Raw genomic sequence first — 25,317 nt, 5'->3', positions numbered from 1 at the left:
TTTGTCAACAGCCTCAGAGATCCGTTTGGATCTCTATTTTTTTATGATTGATTGTATTGTGGCTCTTCACTGGCAACCTGTTGTTCCCGTTCTTTTAATTGCTGCACAACGGAATCCATATTTTGTGCCAACTGGCTGTATAGCTGTTTTGCCTGCCGGTTATCCGTATCCAGCGAAAAAGAACGCAAATTTGCCGCCACACTTTCTGCGCTGGCGATAGTTTGTTTCAGCTTTGTACCAACTGTCATGGGTTACCCTCCTTTTTTAAAATGTATTTTTTTAAAAAATAACTGTTTTTATGCCAAGATATTTTACTGCCAAGATTTGAACTGGACCGGTCATTTATCACCGCCCGTTGAATATGTTGTAAAGAGAAGAAATTTAAGGAGTAGTGCGATGCAAGGTCAATGGATCGTTGAGGTGCGGGAAATGATTCACCGGATCAGCAGGGAACTGCTTGGCAGGCAAAGCCCGGAAGGAACCTGGCCGTTCTGTTTTGAAAGCGGCGTCATGACGGATGCCTATTATCTGTTGCTGCATCAGGTCTTGTCATGGCCCAAAACAGCTGCACTATCCTCAATTATTGAGCGGATTCTGGACAAACAGACAGCAGACGGCACTTGGAAAACCTTTCCCGATGAGAGGGAAGGAAGTGTTTCGGCCACACTGGATGCTTCTGTCGCCTTGTTATATGCCGGCATAAGAAAACCAACTGATCCGGCCCTCAAAAAGGCGCGTGACTTTCTCCTCGCTCATGGGGGCGTCAACCGGGCAAGTTCCCTGACCAAAGTGATGCTGGCACTGTTGGGCCATCGAAGTTGGTCCCGTTTTATAAAACTGCCTGTGGAATTTTTTTTGTTGCCTGTCTGGAGTCCGGTCAATTTTTTTGACTTTGTCGGTTATACGCGTGTTCATGTCGCTCCCATTATTTTGGTATCTGATCAGGATTTTTATGTCCGTTTGCAAGGATTTCGGGAAGTGGAAGATTGGTTGCCCGCTTCCTCCCGGGCGTATATGGAACGGATGCATCCCGATTATTTCTGGACAAAGGAAGATCTGCTGCCTGCGGTTAAAACATCGGCATTGTTCAGGGAAAAGATTCATGAGCGGGCGATTCATTGGGGAGAAAATTTTCTTTTGTCGCGCATCGAAGAAGACGGAACCCTGTACAGTTACATGACCAGTACATTTTTGCTGATCTTTGCCCTGTTGTCGTTAAAATATCCGACCGGTCACCAGGTGATTCAAAAAGCGATGGACGGACTGGCCCACTTGATTTTCCCGCTGCCCGGAGGAGCACATTTGCAGGAAACGACTTCAACCATATGGGATACGTCGCTCGTCATGACCGCATTGCAGAAAGGCGGCATATTTTTCGACCATTTCGCCATTCAGAAAGGAATGAAGTACCTCCTGTCAAAACAGCACACCAAATGGGGTGACTGGCATTTTCGCAATCCTTGCGCCATCCCGGGCGGGTGGGGATTTTCCCATTCCAATACCATCAATCCTGACGTGGATGATACGGTGCAGGTCCTGGAAGCCATTGCTCCTACTGTCCGCGCTGGTTTTGCGCAGGATGAATGGAAAAGAGGTTTGCAGTGGCTGTTAAACATGCAAAATGGGGACGGGGGCTGGCCGGCATTCGAAAAAAATACGAATAAAGCCTGGCTCAGGCTGCTGCCCTATCGGGACGGAAAGACAATTTGGGGCGATCCGTCCACGGCAGACCTGACCGGGCGCGTACTATCCTTTTTGGGGTCTGAACTTAAGTGGACCATTAACCGGCCTGAAGCAAGACGGGCCTGGAGCTGGCTGTACCATCACCAGCGGGCGGATGGCTCATGGTTTGGCCGTTGGGGAATTTCATACATTTATGGAACGTGGGCAGCTTTGAAAGGCTTGGCAGCAGTGGGAGTGCCTGCTGACAACATTTGTGTGCAAAAAGGGATTCGTTTTTTGTTAAATAAACAACGGTCGGATGGGGGATGGGGAGAATCCTGTTACAGTGATGTGGAACAAAGATTTGTTTCTCTTTCTTTTTCAACTCCGGTTCAGACAGCGTGGGCGCTGGACGCTCTGATTGCTTGTCATGACCAGCCCACTCCTGCCATTGAAAAGGGAATTCTCCGCTTGCTGGAACTGATGGAAGAGCGGGAACCGGAGGTCTGGTCCTATCCGACAGGTGCGGGTCTTGCCGGCCAGTTTTATATCAATTACCACAGTTATCCATATGTTTGGCCTTTAATCACCTTGTCTCATTATCTCGATAAATATGGCTCATAGGTTTGTTGCCCGCGATGAAAAAAACCATCCACTTCTGATTGCCAGAGGTGGATGCGATGTTTAGTCAAGCGGATAAACAACCATTCCCAACAGGCCGGGGCCGGCATGCACAGAAAGGGTTGGACCGATCGAACCGATGTATAATTGGACAACATTTTCCAGGTCTTTCAACCGTCTCTTGAGCGCTTCAGCCTCTTTTTCTGCCCTGCTGTGCAAAATGCCAATCCGGGCGCGTGTTGACGCGATTTGCTGATAAATCGGGCTGATCAGTTTTTTGAGCGCCTGCTGTTTGCCACGGGCAATCGTGTGCGGGTGCAGTTTGCCATTCTCGTCAAAGGTTATAATCGGTTTCAGGTTCAGCATGGAACCCAGTGATTTGGCCACTTTTCCAATCCGGCCGCCCGCCTGAACGTATTCCAGCGTATCAAGAATAAAATAGGCTTTGATTTTGCCTTTGATTTGGCTGATTATCGACAATATTTCCTGGTAATCGGTTTTTTCCCGTATTAACCGGGCTGCTTCCAAAACGAGAAAGCCCAGCATCCAGGAAACCCCTTTGGAATCGATCACATCGATTCTCATGCCGGGAAAATCCTGTGCGCATAAACGGAAAGCGTTATGTGTTCCACTGAGCGAAGCAGAAAGGGTCAGTACGATGCAATGGGTATAGCCCTCGTTTTGCAAGTTTCTGTACAGATTGTTTATATCTTCCAGCGAAGGCATTGATGTTTTGGGAATCTCCTCATCGAGGCGATCCATAATCTGCTCGGTAGTGATATCAATGCCGTCGCGGTATTCGCCGTTCGAATAGATGATTCGAAGCGGAACGACATGAATGTTGAATTGGCCTGTCAACTCATGGGGTAAGTCACAGGTGCTGTCTGTGACCAGTGCAATCTTCATTACATAGCCTCCTTAAATACTTACAGTATACGGTTAACCGTTTTTTGATTGCAAGGGAATTATCAATTGATAATAAAATATAACAAATTTGTAATAAATTTGTCCACCCGGCATCTTCCCGGCGATCCGGGTGGACAGCGGACAATCAGGGAGACAGCAGAGAGAAGGGAGGAGAAGGAATCTCTTCCAGCGACTGTCCATTCTTGTAATACAATGAAGGAGACAGAAGAATAAAAAAGATATGTGTATTTTTAAAACCGTTTTCATTTAAAAGCTGATTAAGTTTTTCAGCCAGCCGGTCATGTATTTTTTTACTGCGGGGAAACATCATGATCTCCAGTGAACGGGGAGAATGGGTGATTGGCTCAACTGAAAGCAGTTCAATTTTAACTTTTTCTTCAGAAACCTGTGCCATATTGGCAAAATGAGTTACAATTTGCGGTGCCAACCGTTCCAGTGCATGTTTGGGAAATCCTTTGAACCGAAGATAAGGCATGATTCATTTCCTTTCTAAAAAAAGTTTGTCCGAACATCCGGACAGATCATTTCTTTCAATAAAATTGCTGGCGAAAATATAACGATTTGAAAAGATCTGGTTGCCAAAACGGGTTTATTTCTGCTTGCTTATGATACTTCGATTTTGTTTTAACATATTTTTAAACACTTTGCCTCTACCGTAGTTGGAGAGAAACAATGAAATATCAATCCTGGCTGGCCCCAAATATCATAACATACAAGTTGTTTTTATTTTATTTTAGAATAAAAACAAACAAATTGTAAAAACTTGGAGAAACCTTCTTTTTGGACCCGCTTGCAGCTTTGTTTCCAATTGTTTCAGACACGGGCCGGAGGAAATCCAGACAACTGTTCGGTCAGCCTGGTGACACTTGCTTGATTTTTCCCGCGAAAACGTGCGAAGATTAATAGAAAGTCTGGAGGCAGACAGGAGGCTTTGTCATGTCTGATCGCAATCTTGTGCAGCCTCAACTGTTGGAAATACTGCGAAATGCATTTCGTTCCAACAGGCTGGCTCATGCCTATATTTTCTATGGTCCCAAAGATACCGGCAAGAGAGAACTGGCTTTGGAACTGGCGAAGACTGTTAACTGTGAACGGCAGGAGGGATCCGCCTGCGGTAAGTGCTCTTCCTGTATCCAGATTGAGCAGGGGAATCATCCGGATGTTGTTATGATCCGTCCCGACGGGAACGTCATCAAGATCGCCCAGCTCAGGCAATTGCAATCACGGTTTCGTTACAGCGCTCCGGAAGGGGTAACCAGAGTGGCTGTGCTGGAAGAAGCAGACAAGATGAGGGCTGAAGCGGCTAACAGTTTGTTGAAGTTTCTGGAAGAGCCGTACCCGGCCATGATGGTCATATTGATTACGGAGAGATTGGCCGACATTCTCTCTACTATCAGATCCCGTTGCCAATTGGTACGTTTTCCTGAACTTTCCCCCTCGGCCAAAGCAGCCAGGTATTTGAAAATGGGGATTCCGGAACATCTGGCGCGCCTGTTTGCCAATTTGCCGTACCGGTTTGATGTGAAGAAAGAAGAGTTGGACCGGATTGATTTGGCATATCAGAAGGTGATGGAGTGGGGAAGCCAGATCCTTTCGTCAAGCCCTGAGGCTATCATCACGCTGTCAGAACCATGGTTTGTTGAAGAAGTGCAGGCAGAGCGGACCCATTTCCTGCTGGATATTCTGCTCCTGTTTTATCGGGACTTGCTGCTCTATCCGTTAAAAGGGGAAACGGAGATTTTCCACGATTCCAGCGTGGGACCGATCAGCGCAAAGCAACCATCAGAGCGAATTGTCATGGCAATGGACAATGTCCTGATTGCCCGCCGACTTTTGGGCAAATCCCAGCTCAGTTGGCAGGGAATTCTGGAACAAATGATCCTGTCCATTCAGCAGAACCGGTTAAGCATGGAAAATGGCTGGCAGTTGATTCCTTTGTCAAAAGTCTGATCAGCAGGATCGATGATTTTTTCAGTAAAAAACCGAACTTGTAAAAAGTTCGGTTTTTGCATTTATTGAAGGTTTCCCCTTTTTTTGGAACGATTGGTCAACAATTCGGGATAAACCAGCTGGCAGGCACGCAAGGCAACTTGCAAGGTCAGCTTGTTTTCGGTTGACAGGAAATGGTCTCCCAATAATTCTTTCAGCTTCCGCAAACGGTAATACAAGGACTGGCGCACAATATACAAATGTTCCGCAGCCGCTTTCTTGGAACAGTCGTGATCCAGGTAAACTTTTAACGTATACAGCAAATCGCTGTTTTTCTGCCGGTCGTATTCGATAACCGATCCGAGATGCTGGCTGATGTATGATTTTAACTGGCTGTCTTCTTTCAGGTTCAGGATTAACTGGAATATTCCCAGTTCATCATAGAAGACAAATGCATCATCCTGACGGTCGTTGAGATCAAGCACCTGGTCGGCTTCCCTGAAACTCTGGTTAATGAAAGCGAAGCCCGTGTAGCGTTGCCCCACACCTGCGTTGAATAACGGATGGTCCTGGCGCTTTTTCCGGCTGGTACTTCGAATCTGTTCAAGCAACTGTCTGACCCTTTGTTTCCAGCTGATTTGGGAATTGAGATCGAAGGCAATGATTGCAATCTGCTCATGATTACGGGTAATCAAGGGAAAAAAACGGTACTGTTCAAATGCGGAACGGATAATAACGGGAAAATCGTACCGGATATATTCCGGCGTTTCCAGCGGAGTTTCCTGTTCTTCGCCGATCGGCCTGTTCCATTCAATCAAGGTGACAAAACTTTGCCTGTTGTTCAAGTCATTGTAATCGGCATGCAAATGTTTGCGGATTTGTGATTCATCCAGCCGATTGTGGAGCAGGTTGTTCACCCAGGCATTCTCCGAGTGCAGGCGCCGTTCTTCCATATATTTTTTGCGGATCAGGTCCTGGGCAATCGCCAGCGCTGACCAGTCCAGAATCAGGTATTCATACCGGGTCGGTTTCCGGCTGCAGATCATGCCGATATAGGCCAGAGTTTGCCCCATGGCGCGGATGGGCTGCAGGAGAACATATTGTTCTTCAAATGACCAGGAGTGGGCCGGAGTAAGTTCGGGATCTTTCTCATCAAATGTGGCCAGCCTGTTTTCAAGAAACCTGGACAAAGAAGTTTTTTCCTTTGGATGGTCATCGGGGAAAAGGGAAAGTTTTCCCTTGCCGGATATATAAATAATTGGTGAACTGGTTTTATTGTAAAGCATTTTCAAAATATTGGCAGTTCCTTTGGGCTCCAGGCTCAACCGGTGAAATTCCCGCGACAGGGTTTCCAGGTTTTGCAACAGTTGCACATGCTGGTTGATAATCACAGCGTGCAAATCCTGTGTAATATCTACAAAACGAATCTGGTTGGGAAATGCGATTAACGGGAAATCATGCTGGTTTGCGATTTGGATCAATTCATCGGGAATCTCATGAAAATAATATCCCAGTTCGAGACATAAGCAAGATGCGTTCAGGTGAATCAATTTTTTCAGATAATGGGCAGGCGACACGGAAGACGATTTAAAGTTGATGCCCGTAGCCAGGATCATTTCTTCCCCGTTAATCAGTGTATCAAATTCGGAAACCTCCAAAATATGAACCCACCTTACCCTCCGATGCAATCCGTTATGCCCGGCTATTACTTTTGCACGTGCGAATGTGGGACGGTTCAAAATTTCTTTCAAGGTAAGAAAAGATTCAAAAGCCAATGGGATTCACCTTCTGTTGTATAAAATGGTAGCTGGAGTGTAAAATAAACACAAACAATTTTTGACAAATTGTCTAATGGAAGCGCTTTATAAATACTTTATACTTAATTTGTACTAATTACAATCATTAGATAAAAAGGTGATCATCAATGATAATTGGCGTACCCAAAGAGATAAAAAACAATGAAAATCGGGTCGGAATGACACCGGCAGCTGTAGCTTCTTACGTCAGCCATGGACACGAAGTCCGGGTGGAAACCCATGCCGGTGAAGGAAGCGGATTTTTGGATCATGATTATCTGGAAGCCGGGGCCAAAATTGTAGGTTCTGCCCGGGAAGCCTGGTCTGCAGAGATGGTTGTAAAAGTAAAAGAACCGTTGCCGGAAGAATACCAATATTTCCGTGAAGGACTGATTCTGTATACCTATCTGCACCTGGCAGCAGAACCGGAGTTGACAGAAGCTTTACTCAAAAACAGGGTAACAGCCATTGCCTATGAAACCATCCAATTGGACAACCACTCCTTGCCGTTGTTAATGCCGATGAGTGAAGTTGCCGGCAGAATGTCGATTCAAATCGGGGCACAATATCTTGAAAAACAAAAAGGCGGAAAAGGTGTACTGCTGGGCGGAGTGCCAGGAGTATTGCCGGCTGAAGTCGTTGTTGTCGGCGGAGGGGTTGTCGGAACCAACGCAGCCAGAATAGCGATGGGAATGGGTGCCAACGTAACCATCCTCGATATTAATCCCGTTCGCCTGCGGGAACTGGATGACCAGTTCCGGGGCAGAATCAATACCTTGATGTCCAATCCGTATAATATTGCGGGTGCCGTTAAAAAAGCGGACTTGCTCGTCGGTGCGGTTCTTATTCCCGGTGCACGTGCTCCGCGCCTGGTAACGGAAGAAATGGTCAAGGAAATGCAGCCGGGTTCTGTAATCGTCGACGTAGCGATCGACCAGGGGGGCTCCATTGAAACGGTTGACCGCACCACTTCCCACAGTGACCCGACGTATGTCAAACACGGGATAGTTCATTATGCGGTGCCAAACATTCCAGGTTCCGTACCGCGTACGGCAACATTGGCCTTGTCCAATGTTACCGTAAATTACGGTTTGCAAATTGCAGATAAAGGTTATCGTCAGGCTGCTTTGGAAAACAGGGCACTGGCAAGGGGCATTAACACCCTGGATGGAAATATTACCTACAAAGCGGTGGCCACCGACCTTGGATATGAGTATGTCGATGTCCATGAACTGCTTGAAAAACTCCACAATTGATTTCTGACTCTTCAGGGCTGTGCAGAATGATCTGCACAGCCTTTTCACTTCATTTGTTATACGGGGACGGGAATCGATCGACCCGGGTTGAATAATCATTATGATAACGAAATCAAGGAGAGTCAGAATATTTTTGGCCAATGGCAAAAAACTGTTTTATAGAAAAATACCAATGTTTAAACCATCGCGGAGGAACAGAATGACACAACAATATCCAGCCCGGATATCTGACGGCTTTTTCATTAAATGTGGTGGAAGAACTGCAAGTGCGGTTGCCGGGCCAAACGGTATCGGAGCAATGGTTGCGCCGCTGGTGGGGTTATTTTTATACGACATTGATCCGGCAAGGCTGTATGAATTGTGCCTTCTCCTCATTTTTGCGTGGCAGTCATCGTATATGTGATCAGGCCGGGTACAAAGGAGCAAACGGAACCGTCAGCTTTTTGATGATTCCGGGCGGGAGAAAATTTTTAGAAATGTATTTACATGCAAAAAGTTCAGTGATAATATATAACATAAATGATAATGATAATCATTATCATTAGGAGGAGATAAACGGATGATATCGAGGCAAGTGCTTTCCAATCGATACTTTCTTGCGAACCAGGAACAGAGAGAATCCAATGCCCTATCTTATCCGCGACGGTTTCCGATCGCCATGAGAGAAGCATCAGGCATTTTTGTAAAAGATGTAGAGGGAAAAACCTATTTTGACTGCCTGTCCGGTGCCGGCACATTGGCCTTGGGGCATAATCACCCGGTTGTGATTGAAGCCATCAAACAGGTGATTGATGCCAAATTGCCACTACATACGCTGGATATTACGACACCGGTAAAAGATAAATTTGTTGAAGAATTGTTTGCCAGTTTGCCTGCCCGGTTTGCCGAAAAGGCAAAAATCCAGTTTTGTGGTCCTGCCGGTACCGATGCGGTTGAAGCCGCGCTGAAGATCGTGAAAACTGCAACGGGCCGCCGTAGTATTCTGGCGTTTCAGGGCGGATATCACGGCATGACTCACGGGGCTCTGGGACTGATGGGCAATACGGATCCAAAAAAGTCGATTTCCGGTTTGATGCCGGATGTCCATTTCCTGCCTTTTCCATATCATTATCGCTGTCCTTTTGGGCAAGGCGGCGAAACGGGGATGGAGATTGGAAGCCGATTCATTCAGCGGACGCTGGAAGATCCGGAAAGCGGTATTGTCCATCCTGCGGCTATGATCATGGAAATTGTGCAGGGAGAGGGAGGCGTTATTCCTGCTCCGGACAAATGGGTGCGCGACATGCGATCGCTAACCAGAAAATACGATATTCTGCTCATTGTTGATGAAATTCAGACAGGGCTGGGACGGACCGGAAAACTGTTTGCTTTTGAACATGCCGGAATTGTTCCTGATGTGGTTGTGTTATCCAAGGCGATTGGCGGTTCACTGCCTTTGGCGGTTGTTGTCTATGACCAATCACTGGATCAGTGGGCAGCCGGTGCACATGCCGGAACTTTCCGCGGGAATCAAATGGCGATGGCGACCGGAATCGCAACCATTCGTTTCATTCGGCAAAACCATATTGAACAGCATGCAGAAAAGATGGGAGAACGCCTTATGACCCGTTTGCAAGCGGTTCAACAGGATTCCCGCACGATTGGGGAAGTTCGCGGACGGGGACTGATGATCGGATTGGAAATTGTGAACAAGGAGGAATCATCTGACCATATGGGCAGCTATCCGGCAGATCCTGAAATGACCCGCCTGATACAAAAAGAATGTTTTGACAGAGGGCTGATTCTGGAATCTGGCGGCCGTCATGGAAGTGTCCTCCGTTTCCTGCCTCCGCTGATCATTACATCAGAGCAGGTGGATCAAATCAGCGAAATCTTTGCCGAAGCGGTTCAGGCCGCAGAGCGAAAAAAGAATGCCGGTTAAGGAGGAAGGATGGATCGGACATGAACAAGGTTGTGAAAACCCCTGGCAGGGAATGCTTTTTAAACTCTTCACCAGCAGGTTGGTCGGCTTACCTGCAGGCAGTAACCGCCGCCCGGGAAGTATTCTATCAGCATTATGCCACCCTTTCCCGGCCTTTTAGCGGGATCCAGGTTGGGCAGCTGAAAGCCTTGCTGGAGGAAATTCCTGTTTGTCCCGAGGAGGGCCGGCCCATTGAGGAAGTGTTGCGGGAGACAGGGGAAAAAATTGTGCGCCATTCGGTGGTGGTCCATCATCCGGCCTGTTCGGCACATCTCCATTGTCCCCCTCTCACCGCAGCCTTGGCAGCAGAGCAGTTGACCAGCGCGATGAACCAGTCCATGGATTCATGGGACCAAAGCCCGGCGGCAACGATGCTGGAAGAGAAAATGATCGGCTGGTTATGTTCCCGGTTTTTCGACAGCACTGCCGGGGACGGTATCTTTACCAGCGGCGGGACACAGTCCAATTATATGGGATTGCTTCTGGCAAGGGACTTTTATTTGCGGGAGCGGATGAATTGGGATGCCAAGCGCAAAGGCCTGCCTGCTCATGCTTCCAGAATGCGGATTCTCTGTTCGAAAGCTGCCCATTTTACGGTGAAACAGGCGGCGGCATTGCTGGGGCTGGGGGAAGAAGCAGTCATTTTGATAGATACAGACAAGCGCTATCAAATGGATTTATTGGACTTGGATAAAGAGCTTTATCAGTTGAAAAGCGTTGGTTACTTGCCTTTTGCCATCGTTGCCACCGCCGGAACCACCGATTTCGGAAGCATCGATCCACTTGGAGAAATCGTCAGACGGGCTGAAGCGGAAAAGATTTGGTTGCACGTTGATGCCGCCTATGGCGGAGCTTTGCTGATGAGTGACCGTTACAAACAGCAATTGGCAGGGATCGAGAAGGCCGATTCTGTGGTGGTTGATTTTCATAAACTATTTTACCAGCCGATCAGCTGCGGAGCTTTTTTGCTGAGGAATAAGGAGCATTTTGAACTGATCCGGCGACACGCCGACTATTTGAACTCTGAAGAAGATGAGTGGCTGGGCATTCCGCATCTGGTTGGCAAGTCGGTGCAGACCACGCGCCGTTTTGATGCTCTGAAGCTGTTTGTTTCCTTACAGGCGACCGGGAGAATCCGGTTTGCCGAAATGATTGAACACACACTGGAGATAGCGCAGGAGGCGGCACAGTTGATCCGCCGGGATGAGCATTTTCAACTCATCAATGATCCTCCGGCTTTAAACGCGGTTGTTTTCCGTTACCGGCCAACGATGAGGAAAGTGGAAAGCGATCAGCTCAACCGGAATATCCGTGACGTTCTGTTTCACCAGGGGAAAGCGGTCATTGCCCAAACCAGGGTGGACGGGATGACCTGCCTGAAGTTGACATTGCTCAACCCGTTGTTGACTTCGGAAGAGCTGGTCAACCTTTTGCAAGCAGTCAAACAGACGGGATTGAAACTGGAAATGGAGAGAGGAGGGAATCAGACAGCATGCAGGCCAAAAAAATAGCTGAACGGGCAAGTATGTTGGCATTTTTCAACTGTTACCTCAGAGAAACAAATCACTACAAGCGATCGACCAAAGATCAGCTGTTGGACGACCCCTTGCTGGATGGCGGCAAAATTGCAGATGTGCCGGCAGCAGAGTTTGTCCGAATTGATTTGGAGTACCATCAGATAGAAATTATCGCTCCCGTCAAATACTGGTCGCTCACCGACAGGCATTTGTTTTATTTTCCGTTTTATTACCGGGCGGGAGAAGCCAGGCATCTGAAAGAGCTGGACTATGTCACACTGGTAACTGTCATCATCAAAGAGCTGGCTTTGAAGCGGGATCTGTCGTCTTTCCCCGATGAGTTGGTCTATCGGGTGATTCAGAGTTGCCAGCAGATCGAGTCTTATGTAATGACCAGAGGACGGGACGCCGGGGAACTGTACCAAACCCGTTTTGAGTATTTGGACTCCGAACAGTCACTTGTTTTCGGCCATTTGCTCCATCCGACCCCCAAAAGCCGCCAGGGCCTGTCGGATCTTGGACAAAAGATTTATTCGCCCGAGCTGAAAGGCCGGTTTTCGCTGCATTATTTCCGGGCTCACCATTCCATTGTCAGCGAGCGGTCCCATTTGCCGGAATCGGCCACCAGGCTGATCAAAAATGAACTGATGGCCGATCCGGAAGTAGATGAACCATTTAAGAAAATGTATCTCAAAAAAGATGAATATTCCCTGATTCCGCTCCATCCGGTGCAGGCAAAACATTTACTTATGGATAAACGGGTGAGGCAGCTCATGCAAAAGGGGTTGCTGGAAGACCTGGGGCTTGTGGGAAAAGCCTATTATCCGACGTCTTCCTTCAGAACTGTTTATCATCCTGAATCATCGTTCATGCTGAAGTTTTCTGTCAAGGTCAAGATTACCAATTCGGTTCGCATGAACAAATACAAGGAACTGGAAAGGGGGGTTGAGGTTACCCGCATTTTGGACAGTGAAATCGGAAACAACCTGAAACTCTGCTATCCCGGATTTTACATAATTCAAGATCCTGCCTTTATCACAATTCAACTCCCCGGCTCGGAGGAATCGGGATTTGAAGTAGTATTGCGGGAGAATCCTTTCAAAGGGGGTGATAAGGAGAACGTGACAGTGGTGGCCGGACTGTGCCAGGATGCAATTCCCGGTTACAGACCGCGCCTGGCCAATATCATCCATGAACTGTCCGCCAAAGAGGGAAGAGATCCGGAAGAAGTAAGCCTGGACTGGTTTAAAAGATATCTGTCGATTTCTTTGCATCCGATGATGTGGCTGTACCTGAAACATGGAATCGCGCTGGAGGCTCATCAGCAAAACAGTCTGGTTCAACTGAAAAACGGGTATCCCTGCCGTTTCTTCTACCGGGATAACCAGGGTTATTACTACTGTGAATCCACTTTTCCCTTTCTTGAACGCCTGTTGCCGGGCGTGAATAAAAAAAGCCATTCCCTGTGCGCGGATCATGTAGCCGATGAACGGTTCAGGTACTATTTCTTTATCAATCACCTGTTTGGCCTGATCAATGCCTTTGGCGTATGCGGGCTGATCCGGGAAGAGGTATTGCTGGAAGAACTGAGACAGCACCTGGTTCAGTGGAAACCGAGGAGCCGTGCCTCTTCCCGCCTGATTGAAAGCCTGCTTCATGACAAATGGCTGTCGGGAAAGGCCAATTTGCTGACCCGTTTTTATGATATGGATGAACTGACAGGCCCGATGGAAAGCCAATCGGTGTATGTCAAAATTGCCAATCCTCTTCTGAAAGGGGGAATCGTGGTCGATGGTGTACCCGGTCACTGCTGAAACGTTTACTTGTCATGACCCAAGCATTGATAAAACCATTACATTTCGCAAGGTTGACCTGGAACAGGATTTTGGCAGGCTTCATCAATGGATGCATGAACCTCACGTGATTCCGTTTTGGAACCTGAATATTTCCCGCGAGAAATACCGTGAACATTTGCAAAGCTTTTTGGCAGATCCCCATCAGACCCTTCACATCGGATCACTGGATGGTACCCCGATGAGTTATTGGGAGACGTATTGGATACGGGGAGATATATTGGGAAACTTTTATGATTTCCATCCGGAAGACCAAGGCATTCATTTATTGATTGGCCCGCCTTCTTTCCTGGGAAAAGGATATGCTCTGCCCCTGTTGCGGGCAATGACCTGCTGCCTGTTTCAACATAAAAGTACACAGAAAGTGGTAGCTGAACCGGATGTTCGCAATGAAAAAATGATTCATATTTTTGAAAAATGCGGATTTGAATTTCAAAAAGAGACCGACCTGCCGGATAAACGGGCGGCATTAATGTTTTGCAACCGGGATTCATTTAAAAGGAGATGGGAATATGACGACTTATGAACATAAAGAGATGTTTGATATCATTGGAGTCGGTTTGGGGCCGTTTAATCTGGGTCTGGCTGCCTTGTTGGACCCCGTGCCGGATGTGCGGGCCCTGTTTTTTGAACAGAAACCGCAATTTGACTGGCATTCCGGGATGATTCTTGAAGGGACAACTTTGCAGGTTCCCTTTTTCGCCGACCTTGTTACGATGGCTGACCCGACAAGCCGGTATACCTTTTTGAATTATTTGCGGGAGCACGACCGGCTTTACCATTTTTACTTTCTGGAAAGGTTCCTGATCCCGCGTGAGGAGTACAATCTTTATGGCAGATGGGTTTCCGGGCAGTTGGAAATCTGCAGGTTCAGGCATAAAGTGACCCGGATTGATCATGTGGAAGAAAACGGGATATCGTATTTTCGTGTGGAAGTGGTGTCGGCAGCGACGAAACAGTCATCGGTTTACCATGCCAAAGACCTGGTGCTGGGAGTAGGAAGTGTTCCCGATTTCGGGCCGCAATTTCAGGGCTTCCCGGAAGAAGACATTTTCCATTCTGCCCGGTTTAAAGACAGGCTGGACCGCTGCCGGAAAGCCAAATCCATTACAGTGATCGGTTCCGGGCAAAGTGCTGGCGAGGTATTCTACAAACTGCTGCAGGAACAAAAAGATTACGGATACCGGCTGGATTGGTTTACCCGCTCCGGCGGCTTTTTCCCGATGGAATATTCCAAGCTGGGTCTGGAACATTTCTCTCCGGACTATATCTACTATTTTTACTCCCTGCCGCAGGAAAAACGGGACGACCGGCTGAAAACGCAGGATCTGTGGTACAAAGGCATGGCCAGCAAATGGATTGCCGACATCTATGATCTCCTTTATGAGCGGACAATTGGAAATCGGGAAGTTCCTTTCAGTATGCTGGCCCATACCGAAGTGCAGAAAATTGAACAAGTCGAGGGTAAACGGAAATATCGCCTGTCCTGTTTCCATCGCGAACAGGAAAAAGGATTCACCCATGAAAGCGAGGTTGTGATTTTTGCGACCGGGTATGAACACCGGATTCCGTCCTGTGTAAAAAATCTTTCCTCCCTCATTCAGTGGGATGAGAAAAAACGGTACAGGGTGGAACTGGACTACCGGCTGAAACTGACCAAAGAGATCGATAACCGGATCTTTGTGCAAAATGCGGAGTTACATACCCATGGAGTAGGTTCGCCTGACCTGGGGCTGGGTTGCTACCGGAATTCAGTCATTATTAATCAACTGGCCGGAAAAGAAGTTTACCCGGTTCGAAAACGGAATGTTTTCCAACAGTTCGGAGTGTCGGAATCAGATGAAAATGCGGGAGTGAAGCAACCGGCCGAACCGTTGTCCGTCTCATCGTCGTAAAGGAGTGTCAGCGTATGGAGCAAATCAAAACTTTCCGGAAAGAAACGTGGGAGGAAGCTTCCCGCCGTTTACTGACCAAAATGATTGCCGAATTCATGTATGAGGATATTCTTTCTCCGGAAGAACTTGAGACAGGGGATGAGGGGGTTCATTCCTACCGGCTGGTGCTGGAAAACGGGGTGATTTACACTTACCAGGCGAAAAAGCGTTTGTTTGACAGTTATCATGTATTAAGCGACACGATTTACCGTGAGCAGGATGGAGAAGTACATCCTGCCATCAATCCGATCCGGTTTCTGCTGGACATACAGGGTACGGTTGGAATCCATCCGGTCACTGCCGGGCATCTGATTCGTGAATATACCAACACCCTGATTGCAGATGTCCACATTCTGGAGAAGAAGCAAAACCAGTCTTTCGATTTGACGGAACTGGACTATGCGGAGCTGGAGGGGGAAATGGAAGGCCACCCGTGGATTACCTATAACAAGGGACGAATCGGGTTCAGCTATGAGGATTATCTGGAATATGCCCCCGAACGAAAAAAACCGGTGCAGCTCTCCTGGATTGCCGTTCATAAGGACAAAGCCGATTTTCATGCGGTGAAAGGGCTCGATTACCTGGAACTGGCCAGGCAGGAACTGGGAGAGAAACAGCTTGAAAACTTTGGGCTGGCCTTGCGCCAGCAGCATTTAAATGTGTCCGATTATTTGTTTATGCCGGTTCACAAGTGGCAGTGGGATCACTTTATCGTGCCATTTTTTGCGGAAGAAATCGCATACAAGCGGATTGTTCCCCTGGGGAAAGGCGAGGATTGGTATTTGCCGCAGCAATCGATTCGCACCTTTGTGAATATCAGCCACAAACGGAAAAATCATGTCAAATTGCCGATGAGCATTTTAAACACCTTGGTTTATCGCGGGTTGCCCGGGGAAAGGACCGTGCTTGCCCCGAAAATTACGGAATATATCACGAACATTCGGGAAAAAGATGCATTTTTGCGCGATGAGTGCCGTGTCATTTTACCGGGGGAAATTGCCAGCATTAACTATGATCATGTTTATTATTCACAATTGAAAGGAGCGCCTTATCAATATCTGGAGATGCTGGGCTGTATCTGGCGGGAAAGTATCTATCAGAACATGGAAGAAGGGGAAAAACCGGTTACCCTGGCTTCACTGCTGCATGTTGATGGAACAGGCAAACCGTTTGTTTCCCGGCTGGTTGAAAAATCGGGTCTTTGCCTGGACGATTGGCTGAATCGTCTGTTTGAAGTGATCCTTCCGCCTTTGTTGCATTATCTTTATCGCTATGGAGTTGTATTTTCGCCACATGGGCAAAATACGATTCTGGTGTTGAAAAATCATATTCCTCACCGGCTGTCCATCAAGGATTTTGTTGATGATGTGAATGTCAGCCGGATACCGTTGCCGGAACTGGAAGAATTGCCCGGGGATTTGAAACAGGTGCTTCGCAGTGAAGAACCGGAAGGCCTTTGCCAGTTTGTTTTTACTGGTCTGTTTATCTGCCATTTTCGTTATCTGGCCGATTTGTTGGAAAACCACCATCAGTATCACGAAACAGATTTCTGGAGAAAAGTGCGGAAAACCGTCCTGTCCTATCAAAAACGCTTTCCGGAGATGAAAGGGCGCTATGAACTGTTCGATTTGTTAAAGCCTTCATTTACCAAGCTTTGTCTCAATCGCAACCGGATGATTGATTACGGATATGAAGATGATGTGGACCGTCCGCATGCTTCCGAATATGGCCAGGTAACCAACGCATTGTCCCTGGTGTCTGTGTAAGCCAAATACCCGTAAGGCTGCCTCCTGGCCTGTACAAGACAGGTTTTATGGATACGAGTTACAGTTACCCGATGCCACCTCTCAAATATTGTTTCTCCCAATCATGTCTGATGAATAACGCACATATCAGGTTGCCCGATATGTGCGCCTCTTTTTGCAGTATTTACCATTTTTCGCCAGTTAGCAGAGTTCCTCTGCCTTTGAACAAATGATCAAAGGGACTGTTTTATCCGGTCATTCAGCTGTCTTGCTTCCGCCAGTGCCTGTTCATCGCGGACAATTCCACCGGGTTTGCCACCATAACCCAACAGATATCCGTTGAAGTCCATCGACATAAACTCAAAGATCAATGTAAATTGCTGAATCAGCGGGAGGGCTTTCAGGCGGACGTCCTCACCGCCCGTAACGATAACGTATGCCTGTTTTCCGCGCATGGCTTCCTTGAAATCATACCGGGGATCGCGCAAACTCTGTGTCCAGCGGTCAATGAAGTTTTTCATCAAGCCGCTCATTCCATACCAGTACAAGGGAGTGGTGAAGAGGATCGTGTCGTGCAGGATCACTTTTTCAATCAGTTTGTCGTAATCGTCATCCACAGGTGTAAAGCCATGCGGATCATGTCGCTCGTCCGTGATGGGGTTGATTACATACTGCCTCAGATAGAGATGGGTTGCCGGCACGTCTTTCAGTACGATCTGGGTCAGTGTTTCCGTATTTCCCTGTTCGCGCGAGCTTCCGTGGATTGCCATCAGGTTCATGGGTCAGCTGACTTCCTTTCTTTGGTTTTCATTTTCGATGCGACAAGATCATGAATGTTTTGCTACCACCAGGTATTGCGGCTTTTTCCGTCACGGCGGGCCTGTTCTTCATGAAGCCGGTGAATATGCTCTTCCTCGATCGATTTGGCCAGTTTTCGTTCAGTGTGAATCAGGTCACGAATGGAGTGGCGCAGTTTCCGTTCCCATTTCAGCTGTTCCTGTCGGTGATGCCGTTCTATTTGCCCTTCCCCCTGGTGATAGGCGCGCTGCATCTCATCCAGATGATAGGCAATCTGCCTTTCGCATTCTTCGATGTCCCGCTTGATTTCCTCAATCATGAATCGGAATCGTCTGACTGACATATTATACCCCTTTTACTCTGGGATAGATATAAGGATTTACTTCTCTCTGTGCAATAAACATCCCTGCACAGGGCTGAATTTGAATCTCGTCAAGCGAAAAACCGGCCAATGTGTCGTTTTTGGAAGAATGATCACGAGTCCAGCAATCCAGTTTGGGAAGATGTCCGGATTGCCAGAGCAGAAGCAACTCCCATTTTGTATAAAGATATAAGATGAGTGACTGATTCTTTTTTCTTTTTCGTATAATAAATATACCATGATCTGTCATTTCGCCAATCAATTCAAGACCAAATTCAACCATTACATCAAAATCACCGGCATGCTCCTCAGTCCATGCCGGAATTGCCTGACGATGCACATGCCAGGCGTTCAGGTGATCCCAGGTCGTAAACAATAAAAGTTTGCTCATTCGATTTTGTCCCGTCCCATCTGTGAAGGATAATCTCCCTATTATTTTAATTGATAATCTTGGGATTATTCAATTTTATCTTAACAAATGCGGGAAAAAGATCGGTTATAATTGGGATAGGATTGGAGGAAAATTGGAGACGCTATGAAAGAAAGTTATCTGTTACGCAAAGTCGCGATTTCGGATCGGGAAGTTCCTTTTTTGTATGGTCAGTTGATCTATGATTATCACGAATGTTCAGGGCATATCGAGCTAATCCTGGCGCCGGTTCCTGAACGATTGCGCGATACGTTAAAACCGGAGGAAAAATTCAAGATTCCGGTTGCCTGCCTGACACAGGAATTTTATCAAATTCAGGGGTTGGCCCGTTGTTTTCAGGTGTTTGAAAACCGGTTCCAGTTGCAGTTTCCCTTGGAGACCCCGTTAAAAAAAGAGGCGTTTTCAATGAAACAATTATTAAAACCTTATGAATTCGTGGAAATAGAATACAAGGGGCAAAATTATCGGGGATATTTGGTAAACTGGTCACATGACGGGCAAATGGTTGCGTTAAAAGAACGTGAAACGATGCAAATTCAACTTTTTCCTTTATCCAGGGTGAAAATTACCCTGTTGGACAGCGGGTTAAAGGGATAAGTATTTTGCAGACCAACGTCTTGTGAAACCATTATCCATGATGACTGATATTTCGGACGAGAGGAATGATTGACAGAACGAGGAGTTGTTGCCAGAATGAACTGGTTGGACATTTCCATGCCTCTGCACGATCAAATTCCCGTCTGGCCGGGAGATGCGCCCTTTTTGTACCGGAGAACATGGACAAAAGCGGAAAGCGGAACGGCCAATGTAGGGGAATTGCATATGAGTACGCATGCCGGAACCCATATCGATGCTCCGTTTCATATTGATGAAAGCGGGCAAAAAGTGCATGAACTGGATTTGGATGTTTATATCGGAAAGGCACGGGTGATTCACTTGTTGGGAAAGAAAAAAATTACGGCAGGTGATTTATCCCGTTTTGATTTGGGCAGGGAAAGCCGCTTGCTCATCCGAACCGGTTCCTGGGTGGATCGGTCTCAATTTCCCGGGAAATTTTGTTATCTTGATGCAGATATTGCTCCATTTCTTCAAGAGCGGGAAATCCGGCTGGTCGGTTTGGATGTTCCGTCGGCAGATTCAGCAGACAGCCGGGAATTGCCAGTTCATCACGCCTTTTTAAAAGCGGGAATCCATCTCCTGGAGAATGCGGTACTGGACAAAATAGAAGAAGGGATTTATGAGATGATTGCTCTGCCGCTTCCGATCAGAGGCGGAGATGCAAGTCCGGTGCGGGCTGTCATAAGGCCTGCCGGCCATGATTCATAATTTGAATGAAAAAGGCGCAAACTTCCATGGGTTGCGCCTTTGAACGCTTAAAAATATTCATTGACGAGTACAACCTTTCCGATTGCCTGGCCTGACTCCAACCGTTTATGGGCTTCGGAAACCTCATTGAATGAATAGGTTTTTTCGTCAAGCAGGGGTTTGATTTTTCCTTCATCGGCCCACTGACTGATACGCCGCAAAATTTGCCCGTATCGGGAAAGCCCTTTGCCGGTCAAAAACGGGATGATCATGAAGACAACATGCAACGTCAGCCCTTTATTGTGCATGGGGGTCAAATCGTGAGCAGATCGGCTGGCAATGGTGACCACGGTTCCGTTCATTTTTGCCGCCTGAAAGGAACGGTCGATATTGGCGCCGCCGACAGTGTCGATCACCACATCAAATCCTTCACCGTTCGTATATTTTTTCACATACGCTGCCACTTCTGTTTCCCGGTAGTTGATCGTGTGGTCGGCTCCCAGTTGTCCGGCAAGTTCCGCCTTGTGCCTGCCGGAAACGGTGGTATATATGTTTGCTTCAGCCGTTTTTGCCAGTTGCAGGGCCATGTGGCCGACGCCGCCTGTTCCGGCATGAATCAGAACGTTTTGCTGTTTCTGTACCCGGCCCCGGTCAAATACGGCTTCCCACGCTGTGATGGCTACGAGCGGGATGGCTGCCGCTTCCTGAAAAGAAAGGGAACGGGGTTTGGGTGCTACCAGGGAAGCATCAGCAAGCAAGTAATCAGCCAGTGCCCCGCCATGTGTGTTCCGGATGCCGCCCGCACAGGCAAACACTTCGTCTCCCGCCTGAAACGAATCGACACCTTCCCCCACTTCTTCAATCACCCCGGCAACATCTCCATGCAAGATGGCGGGAAGATCCGGTGTCACATTGGGAACGGCCCCGTTTCTGATCCTGATGTCAATCGGATTCACACTGGTCGCGGCGACGCGGATTAACACATGTCCCGGCAAAATGGCGGGACGCTCTGTTTCGGCCGGTTCAAATACATCAGCGGAGCCAAACTGGCGAATGATCTGTGCATGCATTTTTTCTCCTCCCACGCTGTTTTTCCTCAATATAACATACCTTCGTTGAAGGAAGAGGTTTTTCAGTTATTTTTTTATTTTTACACCATAGTTTCTGATTTTCAAGTCCGCATGAACCTCAATCGGTACGTCGGCGAACATTTCATCCCAGTTTTGTTTAACCTTTTGAAATGTTTGCGGATACTTGATCCGGAGAGCTTCTCCAAAACCAACCACATCAGCCCGGAATTGTTTCTGCAGTTTGTATAAAACGGATCGCATCTGATATACAATTTTTTGTTCAGCTTCTTTTTCAAGTTTTTGAAGGAACCGGTTATCGGCAGCATCCGCATTTTCGATCCAGTCTTCAATCAAGGTGCCTTCACCATATACGTTTACATCGAAGGAAATTTGATTCCCGCGGACGTGAGGAATAATTTCACTTGACATATGAAAAATCTGGATTGTAAAGATCAGGTTGTTTTTCCTGTTGAATATGTTTAACCGGCCTCCCCCTTTCTTGCCGACAAGCCATCTGAAACCGTTGACTTCTTCAGAATTGATAAGGCCGACCATTTTTTTTGTTTTACCGCTGATCACCGCTGCATCTTCAAGAACAATCTCATTTCCTTTTTTTTGAACGCGTGGAAGAAGAAAACTTTGCTCACTTGCCAGACGGTCTCCTACGATCGCCAAAGTAGCCGGTTTTAATAAACGCAAGGAGAAGTCATCATTGTCTATGATACGAAGGATTTTAAGAGCGGGAATTGCGTTTCCCTTTTCTCCCAGGTTTTTCTCGAACACCGATTTTGCATTACCTTTTGCGATCAGTATATTGGTGCTTATGCGGGTGTTAATATTACGCTGGAAGTCATTTAACAGGTTTTCAAGATTCATGTGCCGCGCGAGATTCTCGGAAATGGCAATCGTTTTCAGGTGTTGCGAAATTATAGTCCCCGGATTTAGCAAAGCCAATTCGGTGGAAATTTTGCTGATCGTATTGCCGGTAATGGAAATGTTATCAAAATCTATTTCAGCCTGACCGCTGATCGTTACCTTTGGGGCCAGATTCTGGAAGGTTGCCGTAATCACAGGAGGCTCTCCTTCCAGTTTTATGTCACCGTCTGCCTGATCCAGGGCTATACCAAGATTGAACGATACCTCTTCAATGTCGCGGTTATCCCAGCAACCTGTCAGCAATGCCAGGCTTAAAATCAGGTAGATAATGAAAATGTTACGTTTCCGTTTCAGGAACCATCGCATGCTTTCCCTCCAATGTTCTTATTTTTTCCAGGATGAAGACAAGCGCTTTTTAAGCCAGGCGACCCCTAAAGCTGCAGGTACGGCAACGAGAACGACAAATAGTTCAATGCAGGAATAAATGTCTCCCAGCTTAAAGACCTCATTAAGGTTATTCGGGATTGCCGAAATCAGGAAATGAAGCGGGGCAAGCCCATAGATGAAATATTGGATATTTTTCCCGGTCATTTGGGAGAATCCCAGACTGGCAAAATAATGGACACCGACATAAGTGGTGAAAATCTGCATAATCCAGACAGCCAGCATAAAAGATTCATATCTTTCAAACAGGATGCCGGTTATTTCATAAGAGCGAAGCAATTCAAGGGTCGGAAAGGCGAGCGTCAGGACCTGGTCCATTCCCAATCCCCCGATCGTTGCGACATAGATGACAATGTAAAAAACCGACGGAATTGCAATGCTGGCAACCATGACTTTCCAGGCCTGCTTTTTTTGTTCCATATAGGCATTTAAAATCAACATCATTTCAAATCCGGTGATGGCGAGAACCGCTCCCGGTGTTCCTTTCAAAACCGGTTCGATTCCCAAACCCATAACCGGACGGATATGTTGCGGGTCAAATACTCTGAAACTGAGCAACAGTACAAAGGCAAAGACGATTAAAGTAATTGGAAGCAAGATTTCACAAATGCGGGCAATAGGAATAATTCCTCCGTTTATCAAATAAATGGCAACAAAGATGAAAATGAGTATTTTCACCATGTCTGGTGTAGTTGGAAGCAAATAGAGAAATGTCACTGCGGATAATCCCCGTAACTGGTAACTGGCCGTAAGGATCATGTACAAGATAAAGATGAGATTGACCAGGTTGCCAAGCCATTTTCCCAGAATGAGCGGCATGTATTGAAAAAAGGTGAGATCCGGATAATACCGGTTTAAAAGGATGATAAGTCTTCCCCATACAAGAAAAATGATTCCGGCCAGAATGACGGAAATCCAGCCGTCGGGTGTCTGTGTCCCTTCTGTAATGGTTCGCGGCAGGGTTAACACCCCCATTCCCAAAATAATCGATATGGTGAAAAAGGCTGTCTGGATTGTGGTGAGTTGTCTCTTTTGCCTTTGGATCAATTGAACTCACGTCCCTCTTTGTCGAACCTGATCTTCCGGTTTTAACAGTTGTGGCCGTCGCTTCATGCGGAATAACGGGGCCCGGAACAGAAGATCCTTCAGATCCTGCACTCGAACAGGAGCGGCTGGTGCCAGATAAGGATAGCCAAAGCTTTCCAAACGAACCAGGTGAATTGTCATAAGCAGGAAAAACAGAACCAGGCCATATAATCCGATGAGCGCTGCAAATGACATGACGGCAAAACGCAAATACCTCAGCGAAATCCCGGCACTGTATTGGGGGATGGCAAATGAACAAATGGCAGTAATCGCAACCACAATGACCATGATCGGGCTGGCGATCCCGGCCCGTACCGCGGATTCGCCGATGACCAACCCGCCGACAATGCTCACTGTCTGGCCGACCGTCTTTGGAAGACGAAGTCCGGCCTCCCGCAATATTTCAACCGCAAACTCCATAAACAGTGCTTCAATGAAAGCCGGAAAAGGGACTCCTTCGCGGGTGGCTGTGATAGAAATGGCCAGCTCGGTCGGGATCAAGCCATAGTGAAATGATGTAAATGCAATATAGATGGACGGCAGAAAGAGTGAAATAAAGGCAGCCAGATAGCGCAGCCAGCGGATGAGCGTACCGGGAATCCAGCGTTCATAGTAATCCTCCGGAGATTGCAGAAACATCCAGAAGGCGACCGGAGCAATCAGTACATACGGGCTTCCGTCAACCAGAATGGCAACCCGCCCTTCGTTTAACGCGGCAATCACGCGGTCGGGCCGTTCTGTATTTTGAAGTTGCGGGAAAGGGGAGAGCGGATTGTCTTCAATAAATTGTTCGAGGTAGCCCGAATCCAGGATCTGGTCGGTATCGATTTTTCTGATCCGGTTTTTGACCTCTTCTACCAGCCGGGGATTAGCCAGTCCATTCAAGTAGGCAATGATTACCCGGCATTGGGTGCGCCTTCCCACGTTTAATTCAAAAAAAGTCAGATCCGGATTCACCAGATTCTGGCGGAGCAAAGCCATATTGTCTTCCAGCGTATCGATAAAAGCGGTATTGGAACCGCGCACAACCACTTCGGAAAACGAACCGCCCAATGCCTTCTTCTTTTTATTGACGGTATCCAGTATCAATGCGGTATTGATCCCATCGATCATTAAAACTGTAGATCCTCTTAATACAGCTAGCAGAAGTTCTGAATAGCTTTGGCCTTCTTTGACATTGTTCACGGCCAGAATATGGTCATGGGTAAAGTCAAACAGGGCGGCAGGAGAAATGGAGTCTGCGTTTTCGGTTGAATAAGCTTCAGGCCAGTCTACCATAAGCATTTTTAAAATATGGTTGTTGATAACCTGTTTATCCACCAGTTCGTTCATATAAACGACACAAGCATTCTTATCAGTTCCGCCAATTTTAAACTTTCGGATGACCAGATCGGCATGATGTTCTTTTAATCTTTTAAAGTATTTCAGGTTTGTTTGCAGGTCACGGGCGATCATCCCGTTTTCGGCAGCCTGTTTTTCTTCATTTTTTGATTTCCTTTTCCTGCGATAAAGATGGCGTTTGATCATGTTTGGCCGACCCCCTTTCATGAACGAATCCAGACAAACAGCTTACTCATGCCATAAGGGACGACGAAGGCTGCTAATGTACCGACAAGTTCAGCTTTATTCGGGAGATGTTCCAATACAAAATTCCACATCGGTATCACCTTTTTATAGTGTGGATGATCAGTTAAAATTTCATGCAAAAAATGTTTATTGTTCAGGGGGATTTTTCAGGATTGTCCGG

Annotated in this window: 23 protein-coding genes; 12 read left to right on the top strand and 11 right to left on the bottom strand. The window is 47.2% G+C overall.

Translation table 11 applies throughout. The features are described 5' to 3' along the window. Positions 1–41: 41 nt before the first annotated feature. A complete protein-coding gene (locus tag H2C83_RS11240) occupies positions 42–248 on the bottom strand; it encodes a DUF1657 domain-containing protein (RefSeq protein WP_181740770.1) in 207 nt (68 codons plus the stop codon). Positions 249–396: 148 nt separating this feature from the next. Here H2C83_RS11240 and H2C83_RS11235 point away from each other — a divergent pair, with 148 nt between their 5' ends. Next, a complete protein-coding gene (locus tag H2C83_RS11235) occupies positions 397–2,286 on the top strand; it encodes a terpene cyclase/mutase family protein (protein WP_181740768.1) in 1,890 nt (629 codons plus the stop codon). Positions 2,287–2,346: 60 nt separating this feature from the next. Here H2C83_RS11235 and H2C83_RS11230 read toward each other — a convergent pair whose 3' ends face one another. Together H2C83_RS11230 and H2C83_RS11225 are read right to left on the bottom strand one after the other, a co-directional pair. Next, positions 2,347–3,189 carry a DegV family protein gene (locus tag H2C83_RS11230; RefSeq protein WP_181740766.1) on the bottom strand — a complete coding sequence of 281 codons (843 nt, stop codon included), beginning with the start codon at positions 3,187–3,189 and terminating at the stop codon, positions 2,347–2,349. 145 nt (positions 3,190–3,334) lie between these two features. Beyond that, complete coding sequence (locus tag H2C83_RS11225) at positions 3,335–3,685, bottom strand: DUF1904 family protein (protein WP_181740764.1); 351 nt, start codon at positions 3,683–3,685, stop codon at positions 3,335–3,337. A 461-nt stretch (positions 3,686–4,146) separates the two neighbouring features. Between H2C83_RS11225 and holB the strand changes: the two genes are divergently transcribed. Next, the gene (gene holB, locus H2C83_RS11220; RefSeq protein WP_181740762.1) at positions 4,147–5,160 is read left to right on the top strand and encodes a DNA polymerase III subunit delta'; all 1,014 of its coding nucleotides are present in this window, start codon (positions 4,147–4,149) and stop codon (positions 5,158–5,160) included. A gap of 62 nt (positions 5,161–5,222) precedes the next feature. Here the strand turns inward: holB and H2C83_RS11215 are convergent, their stop codons facing one another. Then, positions 5,223–6,914 carry a PucR family transcriptional regulator gene (locus H2C83_RS11215; RefSeq protein WP_181740760.1) on the bottom strand — a complete coding sequence of 564 codons (1,692 nt, stop codon included), beginning with the start codon at positions 6,912–6,914 and terminating at the stop codon, positions 5,223–5,225. Between the two features lie 149 nt (positions 6,915–7,063). On the opposite strand from H2C83_RS11215, the gene ald reads away from it, so the two are divergent. From ald to H2C83_RS11175, 8 genes are all read left to right on the top strand, one after another. Then, a complete protein-coding gene (gene ald, locus H2C83_RS11210; protein ID WP_181740758.1) occupies positions 7,064–8,191 on the top strand; it encodes an alanine dehydrogenase in 1,128 nt (375 codons plus the stop codon). Between the two features lie 199 nt (positions 8,192–8,390). Beyond that, positions 8,391–8,594, top strand: coding sequence for a hypothetical protein (locus H2C83_RS11205; protein ID WP_181740756.1), 204 nt, complete (start codon positions 8,391–8,393; stop codon positions 8,592–8,594). A 156-nt stretch (positions 8,595–8,750) separates the two neighbouring features. Next, a complete protein-coding gene (locus tag H2C83_RS11200; RefSeq protein WP_181740754.1) occupies positions 8,751–10,112 on the top strand; it encodes an aspartate aminotransferase family protein in 1,362 nt (453 codons plus the stop codon). 20 nt (positions 10,113–10,132) lie between these two features. After that, positions 10,133–11,662 carry a pyridoxal phosphate-dependent decarboxylase family protein gene (locus tag H2C83_RS11195; RefSeq protein WP_181740752.1) on the top strand — a complete coding sequence of 510 codons (1,530 nt, stop codon included), beginning with the start codon at positions 10,133–10,135 and terminating at the stop codon, positions 11,660–11,662. Further along, positions 11,644–13,482 carry an IucA/IucC family protein gene (locus tag H2C83_RS11190; RefSeq protein ID WP_181740750.1) on the top strand — a complete coding sequence of 613 codons (1,839 nt, stop codon included), beginning with the start codon at positions 11,644–11,646 and terminating at the stop codon, positions 13,480–13,482. Before H2C83_RS11195 ends, H2C83_RS11190 begins: the two co-directional genes overlap by 19 nt. Further along, the gene (locus H2C83_RS11185) at positions 13,460–14,047 is read left to right on the top strand and encodes a GNAT family N-acetyltransferase (RefSeq protein ID WP_181740748.1); all 588 of its coding nucleotides are present in this window, start codon (positions 13,460–13,462) and stop codon (positions 14,045–14,047) included. The genes H2C83_RS11190 and H2C83_RS11185 overlap by 23 nt, the downstream gene beginning before the upstream one ends. Next, a complete protein-coding gene (locus H2C83_RS11180; RefSeq protein WP_181740746.1) occupies positions 14,034–15,416 on the top strand; it encodes a lysine N(6)-hydroxylase/L-ornithine N(5)-oxygenase family protein in 1,383 nt (460 codons plus the stop codon). Before H2C83_RS11185 ends, H2C83_RS11180 begins: the two co-directional genes overlap by 14 nt. A 14-nt stretch (positions 15,417–15,430) precedes the next feature. After that, the gene (locus H2C83_RS11175) at positions 15,431–17,221 is read left to right on the top strand and encodes an IucA/IucC family protein (RefSeq protein WP_181740744.1); all 1,791 of its coding nucleotides are present in this window, start codon (positions 15,431–15,433) and stop codon (positions 17,219–17,221) included. Between the two features lie 212 nt (positions 17,222–17,433). Here the strand turns inward: H2C83_RS11175 and H2C83_RS11170 are convergent, their stop codons facing one another. From H2C83_RS11170 to H2C83_RS11160, 3 genes are all read right to left on the bottom strand, one after another. Next, positions 17,434–17,973, bottom strand: a complete 540-nt coding sequence (locus H2C83_RS11170) for a flavodoxin family protein (protein WP_376766360.1) — start codon at positions 17,971–17,973, stop codon at positions 17,434–17,436. Positions 17,974–18,041: 68 nt separating this feature from the next. After that, complete coding sequence (locus H2C83_RS11165) at positions 18,042–18,341, bottom strand: hypothetical protein (protein WP_181740740.1); 300 nt, start codon at positions 18,339–18,341, stop codon at positions 18,042–18,044. A 1-nt stretch (position 18,342) separates the two neighbouring features. Next, positions 18,343–18,750 carry a hypothetical protein gene (locus H2C83_RS11160; protein ID WP_181740738.1) on the bottom strand — a complete coding sequence of 136 codons (408 nt, stop codon included), beginning with the start codon at positions 18,748–18,750 and terminating at the stop codon, positions 18,343–18,345. Between the two features lie 144 nt (positions 18,751–18,894). Between H2C83_RS11160 and H2C83_RS11155 the strand changes: the two genes are divergently transcribed. After that, positions 18,895–19,386, top strand: coding sequence for a hypothetical protein (locus tag H2C83_RS11155; RefSeq protein ID WP_181740736.1), 492 nt, complete (start codon positions 18,895–18,897; stop codon positions 19,384–19,386). A 96-nt stretch (positions 19,387–19,482) separates the two neighbouring features. After that, positions 19,483–20,115, top strand: a complete 633-nt coding sequence (gene kynB / locus H2C83_RS11150) for an arylformamidase (RefSeq protein ID WP_181740734.1) — start codon at positions 19,483–19,485, stop codon at positions 20,113–20,115. Positions 20,116–20,162: 47 nt separating this feature from the next. On the opposite strand, the gene H2C83_RS11145 is transcribed toward kynB, so the two are convergent. The 4 genes from H2C83_RS11145 to H2C83_RS11130 all read right to left on the bottom strand — a co-directional run bounded on the left by H2C83_RS11145 (position 20,163) and on the right by H2C83_RS11130 (position 25,097). Continuing rightward, a complete protein-coding gene (locus tag H2C83_RS11145) occupies positions 20,163–21,164 on the bottom strand; it encodes a zinc-dependent alcohol dehydrogenase family protein (protein ID WP_181740732.1) in 1,002 nt (333 codons plus the stop codon). Between the two features lie 66 nt (positions 21,165–21,230). Then, on the bottom strand, positions 21,231–22,406 hold the full coding sequence (locus tag H2C83_RS11140) for a Ger(x)C family spore germination protein (protein WP_181740730.1): 1,176 nt from the start codon (positions 22,404–22,406) through the stop codon (positions 21,231–21,233). An 18-nt stretch (positions 22,407–22,424) separates the two neighbouring features. Continuing rightward, on the bottom strand, positions 22,425–23,531 hold the full coding sequence (locus H2C83_RS11135; RefSeq protein ID WP_181740728.1) for a GerAB/ArcD/ProY family transporter: 1,107 nt from the start codon (positions 23,529–23,531) through the stop codon (positions 22,425–22,427). A gap of 6 nt (positions 23,532–23,537) precedes the next feature. Then, positions 23,538–25,097, bottom strand: a complete 1,560-nt coding sequence (locus H2C83_RS11130) for a spore germination protein (RefSeq protein ID WP_246333868.1) — start codon at positions 25,095–25,097, stop codon at positions 23,538–23,540. Positions 25,098–25,317: the final 220 nt, after the last annotated feature.

The sequence above is a fragment of the Thermoactinomyces mirandus genome (genome assembly GCF_013868055.1).
GTDB lineage: Bacteria > Bacillota > Bacilli > Thermoactinomycetales > Thermoactinomycetaceae > Thermoactinomyces > Thermoactinomyces mirandus.
The sequence above is the reverse complement of the archived record's forward strand: the minus strand, read 5'-3'. Positions and strand labels throughout refer to the sequence as shown.

Bases quoted from the DNA above. Each gene is read 5' to 3' on its own strand.
- H2C83_RS11240 (WP_181740770.1), bottom strand. From the start codon at position 248: ATGACAGTTGGTACAAAGCTGAAACAAACTATCGCCAGCGCAGAAAGT.
- H2C83_RS11235 (WP_181740768.1), top strand. From the start codon at position 397: ATGCAAGGTCAATGGATCGTTGAGGTGCGGGAAATGATTCACCGGATC.
- H2C83_RS11230 (WP_181740766.1), bottom strand. From the start codon at position 3,189: ATGAAGATTGCACTGGTCACAGACAGCACCTGTGACTTACCCCATGAG.
- H2C83_RS11225 (WP_181740764.1), bottom strand. From the start codon at position 3,685: ATGCCTTATCTTCGGTTCAAAGGATTTCCCAAACATGCACTGGAACGG.
- holB (WP_181740762.1), top strand. From the start codon at position 4,147: ATGTCTGATCGCAATCTTGTGCAGCCTCAACTGTTGGAAATACTGCGA.
- ald (WP_181740758.1), top strand. From the start codon at position 7,064: ATGATAATTGGCGTACCCAAAGAGATAAAAAACAATGAAAATCGGGTC.
- H2C83_RS11205 (WP_181740756.1), top strand. From the start codon at position 8,391: ATGACACAACAATATCCAGCCCGGATATCTGACGGCTTTTTCATTAAA.
- H2C83_RS11200 (WP_181740754.1), top strand. From the start codon at position 8,751: ATGATATCGAGGCAAGTGCTTTCCAATCGATACTTTCTTGCGAACCAG.
- H2C83_RS11195 (WP_181740752.1), top strand. From the start codon at position 10,133: ATGAACAAGGTTGTGAAAACCCCTGGCAGGGAATGCTTTTTAAACTCT.
- H2C83_RS11190 (WP_181740750.1), top strand. From the start codon at position 11,644: ATGCAGGCCAAAAAAATAGCTGAACGGGCAAGTATGTTGGCATTTTTC.
- H2C83_RS11185 (WP_181740748.1), top strand. From the start codon at position 13,460: ATGGTGTACCCGGTCACTGCTGAAACGTTTACTTGTCATGACCCAAGC.
- H2C83_RS11180 (WP_181740746.1), top strand. From the start codon at position 14,034: ATGACGACTTATGAACATAAAGAGATGTTTGATATCATTGGAGTCGGT.
- H2C83_RS11175 (WP_181740744.1), top strand. From the start codon at position 15,431: ATGGAGCAAATCAAAACTTTCCGGAAAGAAACGTGGGAGGAAGCTTCC.
- H2C83_RS11165 (WP_181740740.1), bottom strand. From the start codon at position 18,341: ATGTCAGTCAGACGATTCCGATTCATGATTGAGGAAATCAAGCGGGAC.
- H2C83_RS11160 (WP_181740738.1), bottom strand. From the start codon at position 18,750: ATGAGCAAACTTTTATTGTTTACGACCTGGGATCACCTGAACGCCTGG.
- H2C83_RS11155 (WP_181740736.1), top strand. From the start codon at position 18,895: ATGAAAGAAAGTTATCTGTTACGCAAAGTCGCGATTTCGGATCGGGAA.
- kynB (WP_181740734.1), top strand. From the start codon at position 19,483: ATGAACTGGTTGGACATTTCCATGCCTCTGCACGATCAAATTCCCGTC.
- H2C83_RS11145 (WP_181740732.1), bottom strand. From the start codon at position 21,164: ATGCATGCACAGATCATTCGCCAGTTTGGCTCCGCTGATGTATTTGAA.
- H2C83_RS11140 (WP_181740730.1), bottom strand. From the start codon at position 22,406: ATGCGATGGTTCCTGAAACGGAAACGTAACATTTTCATTATCTACCTG.
- H2C83_RS11130 (WP_246333868.1), bottom strand. From the start codon at position 25,097: ATGATCAAACGCCATCTTTATCGCAGGAAAAGGAAATCAAAAAATGAA.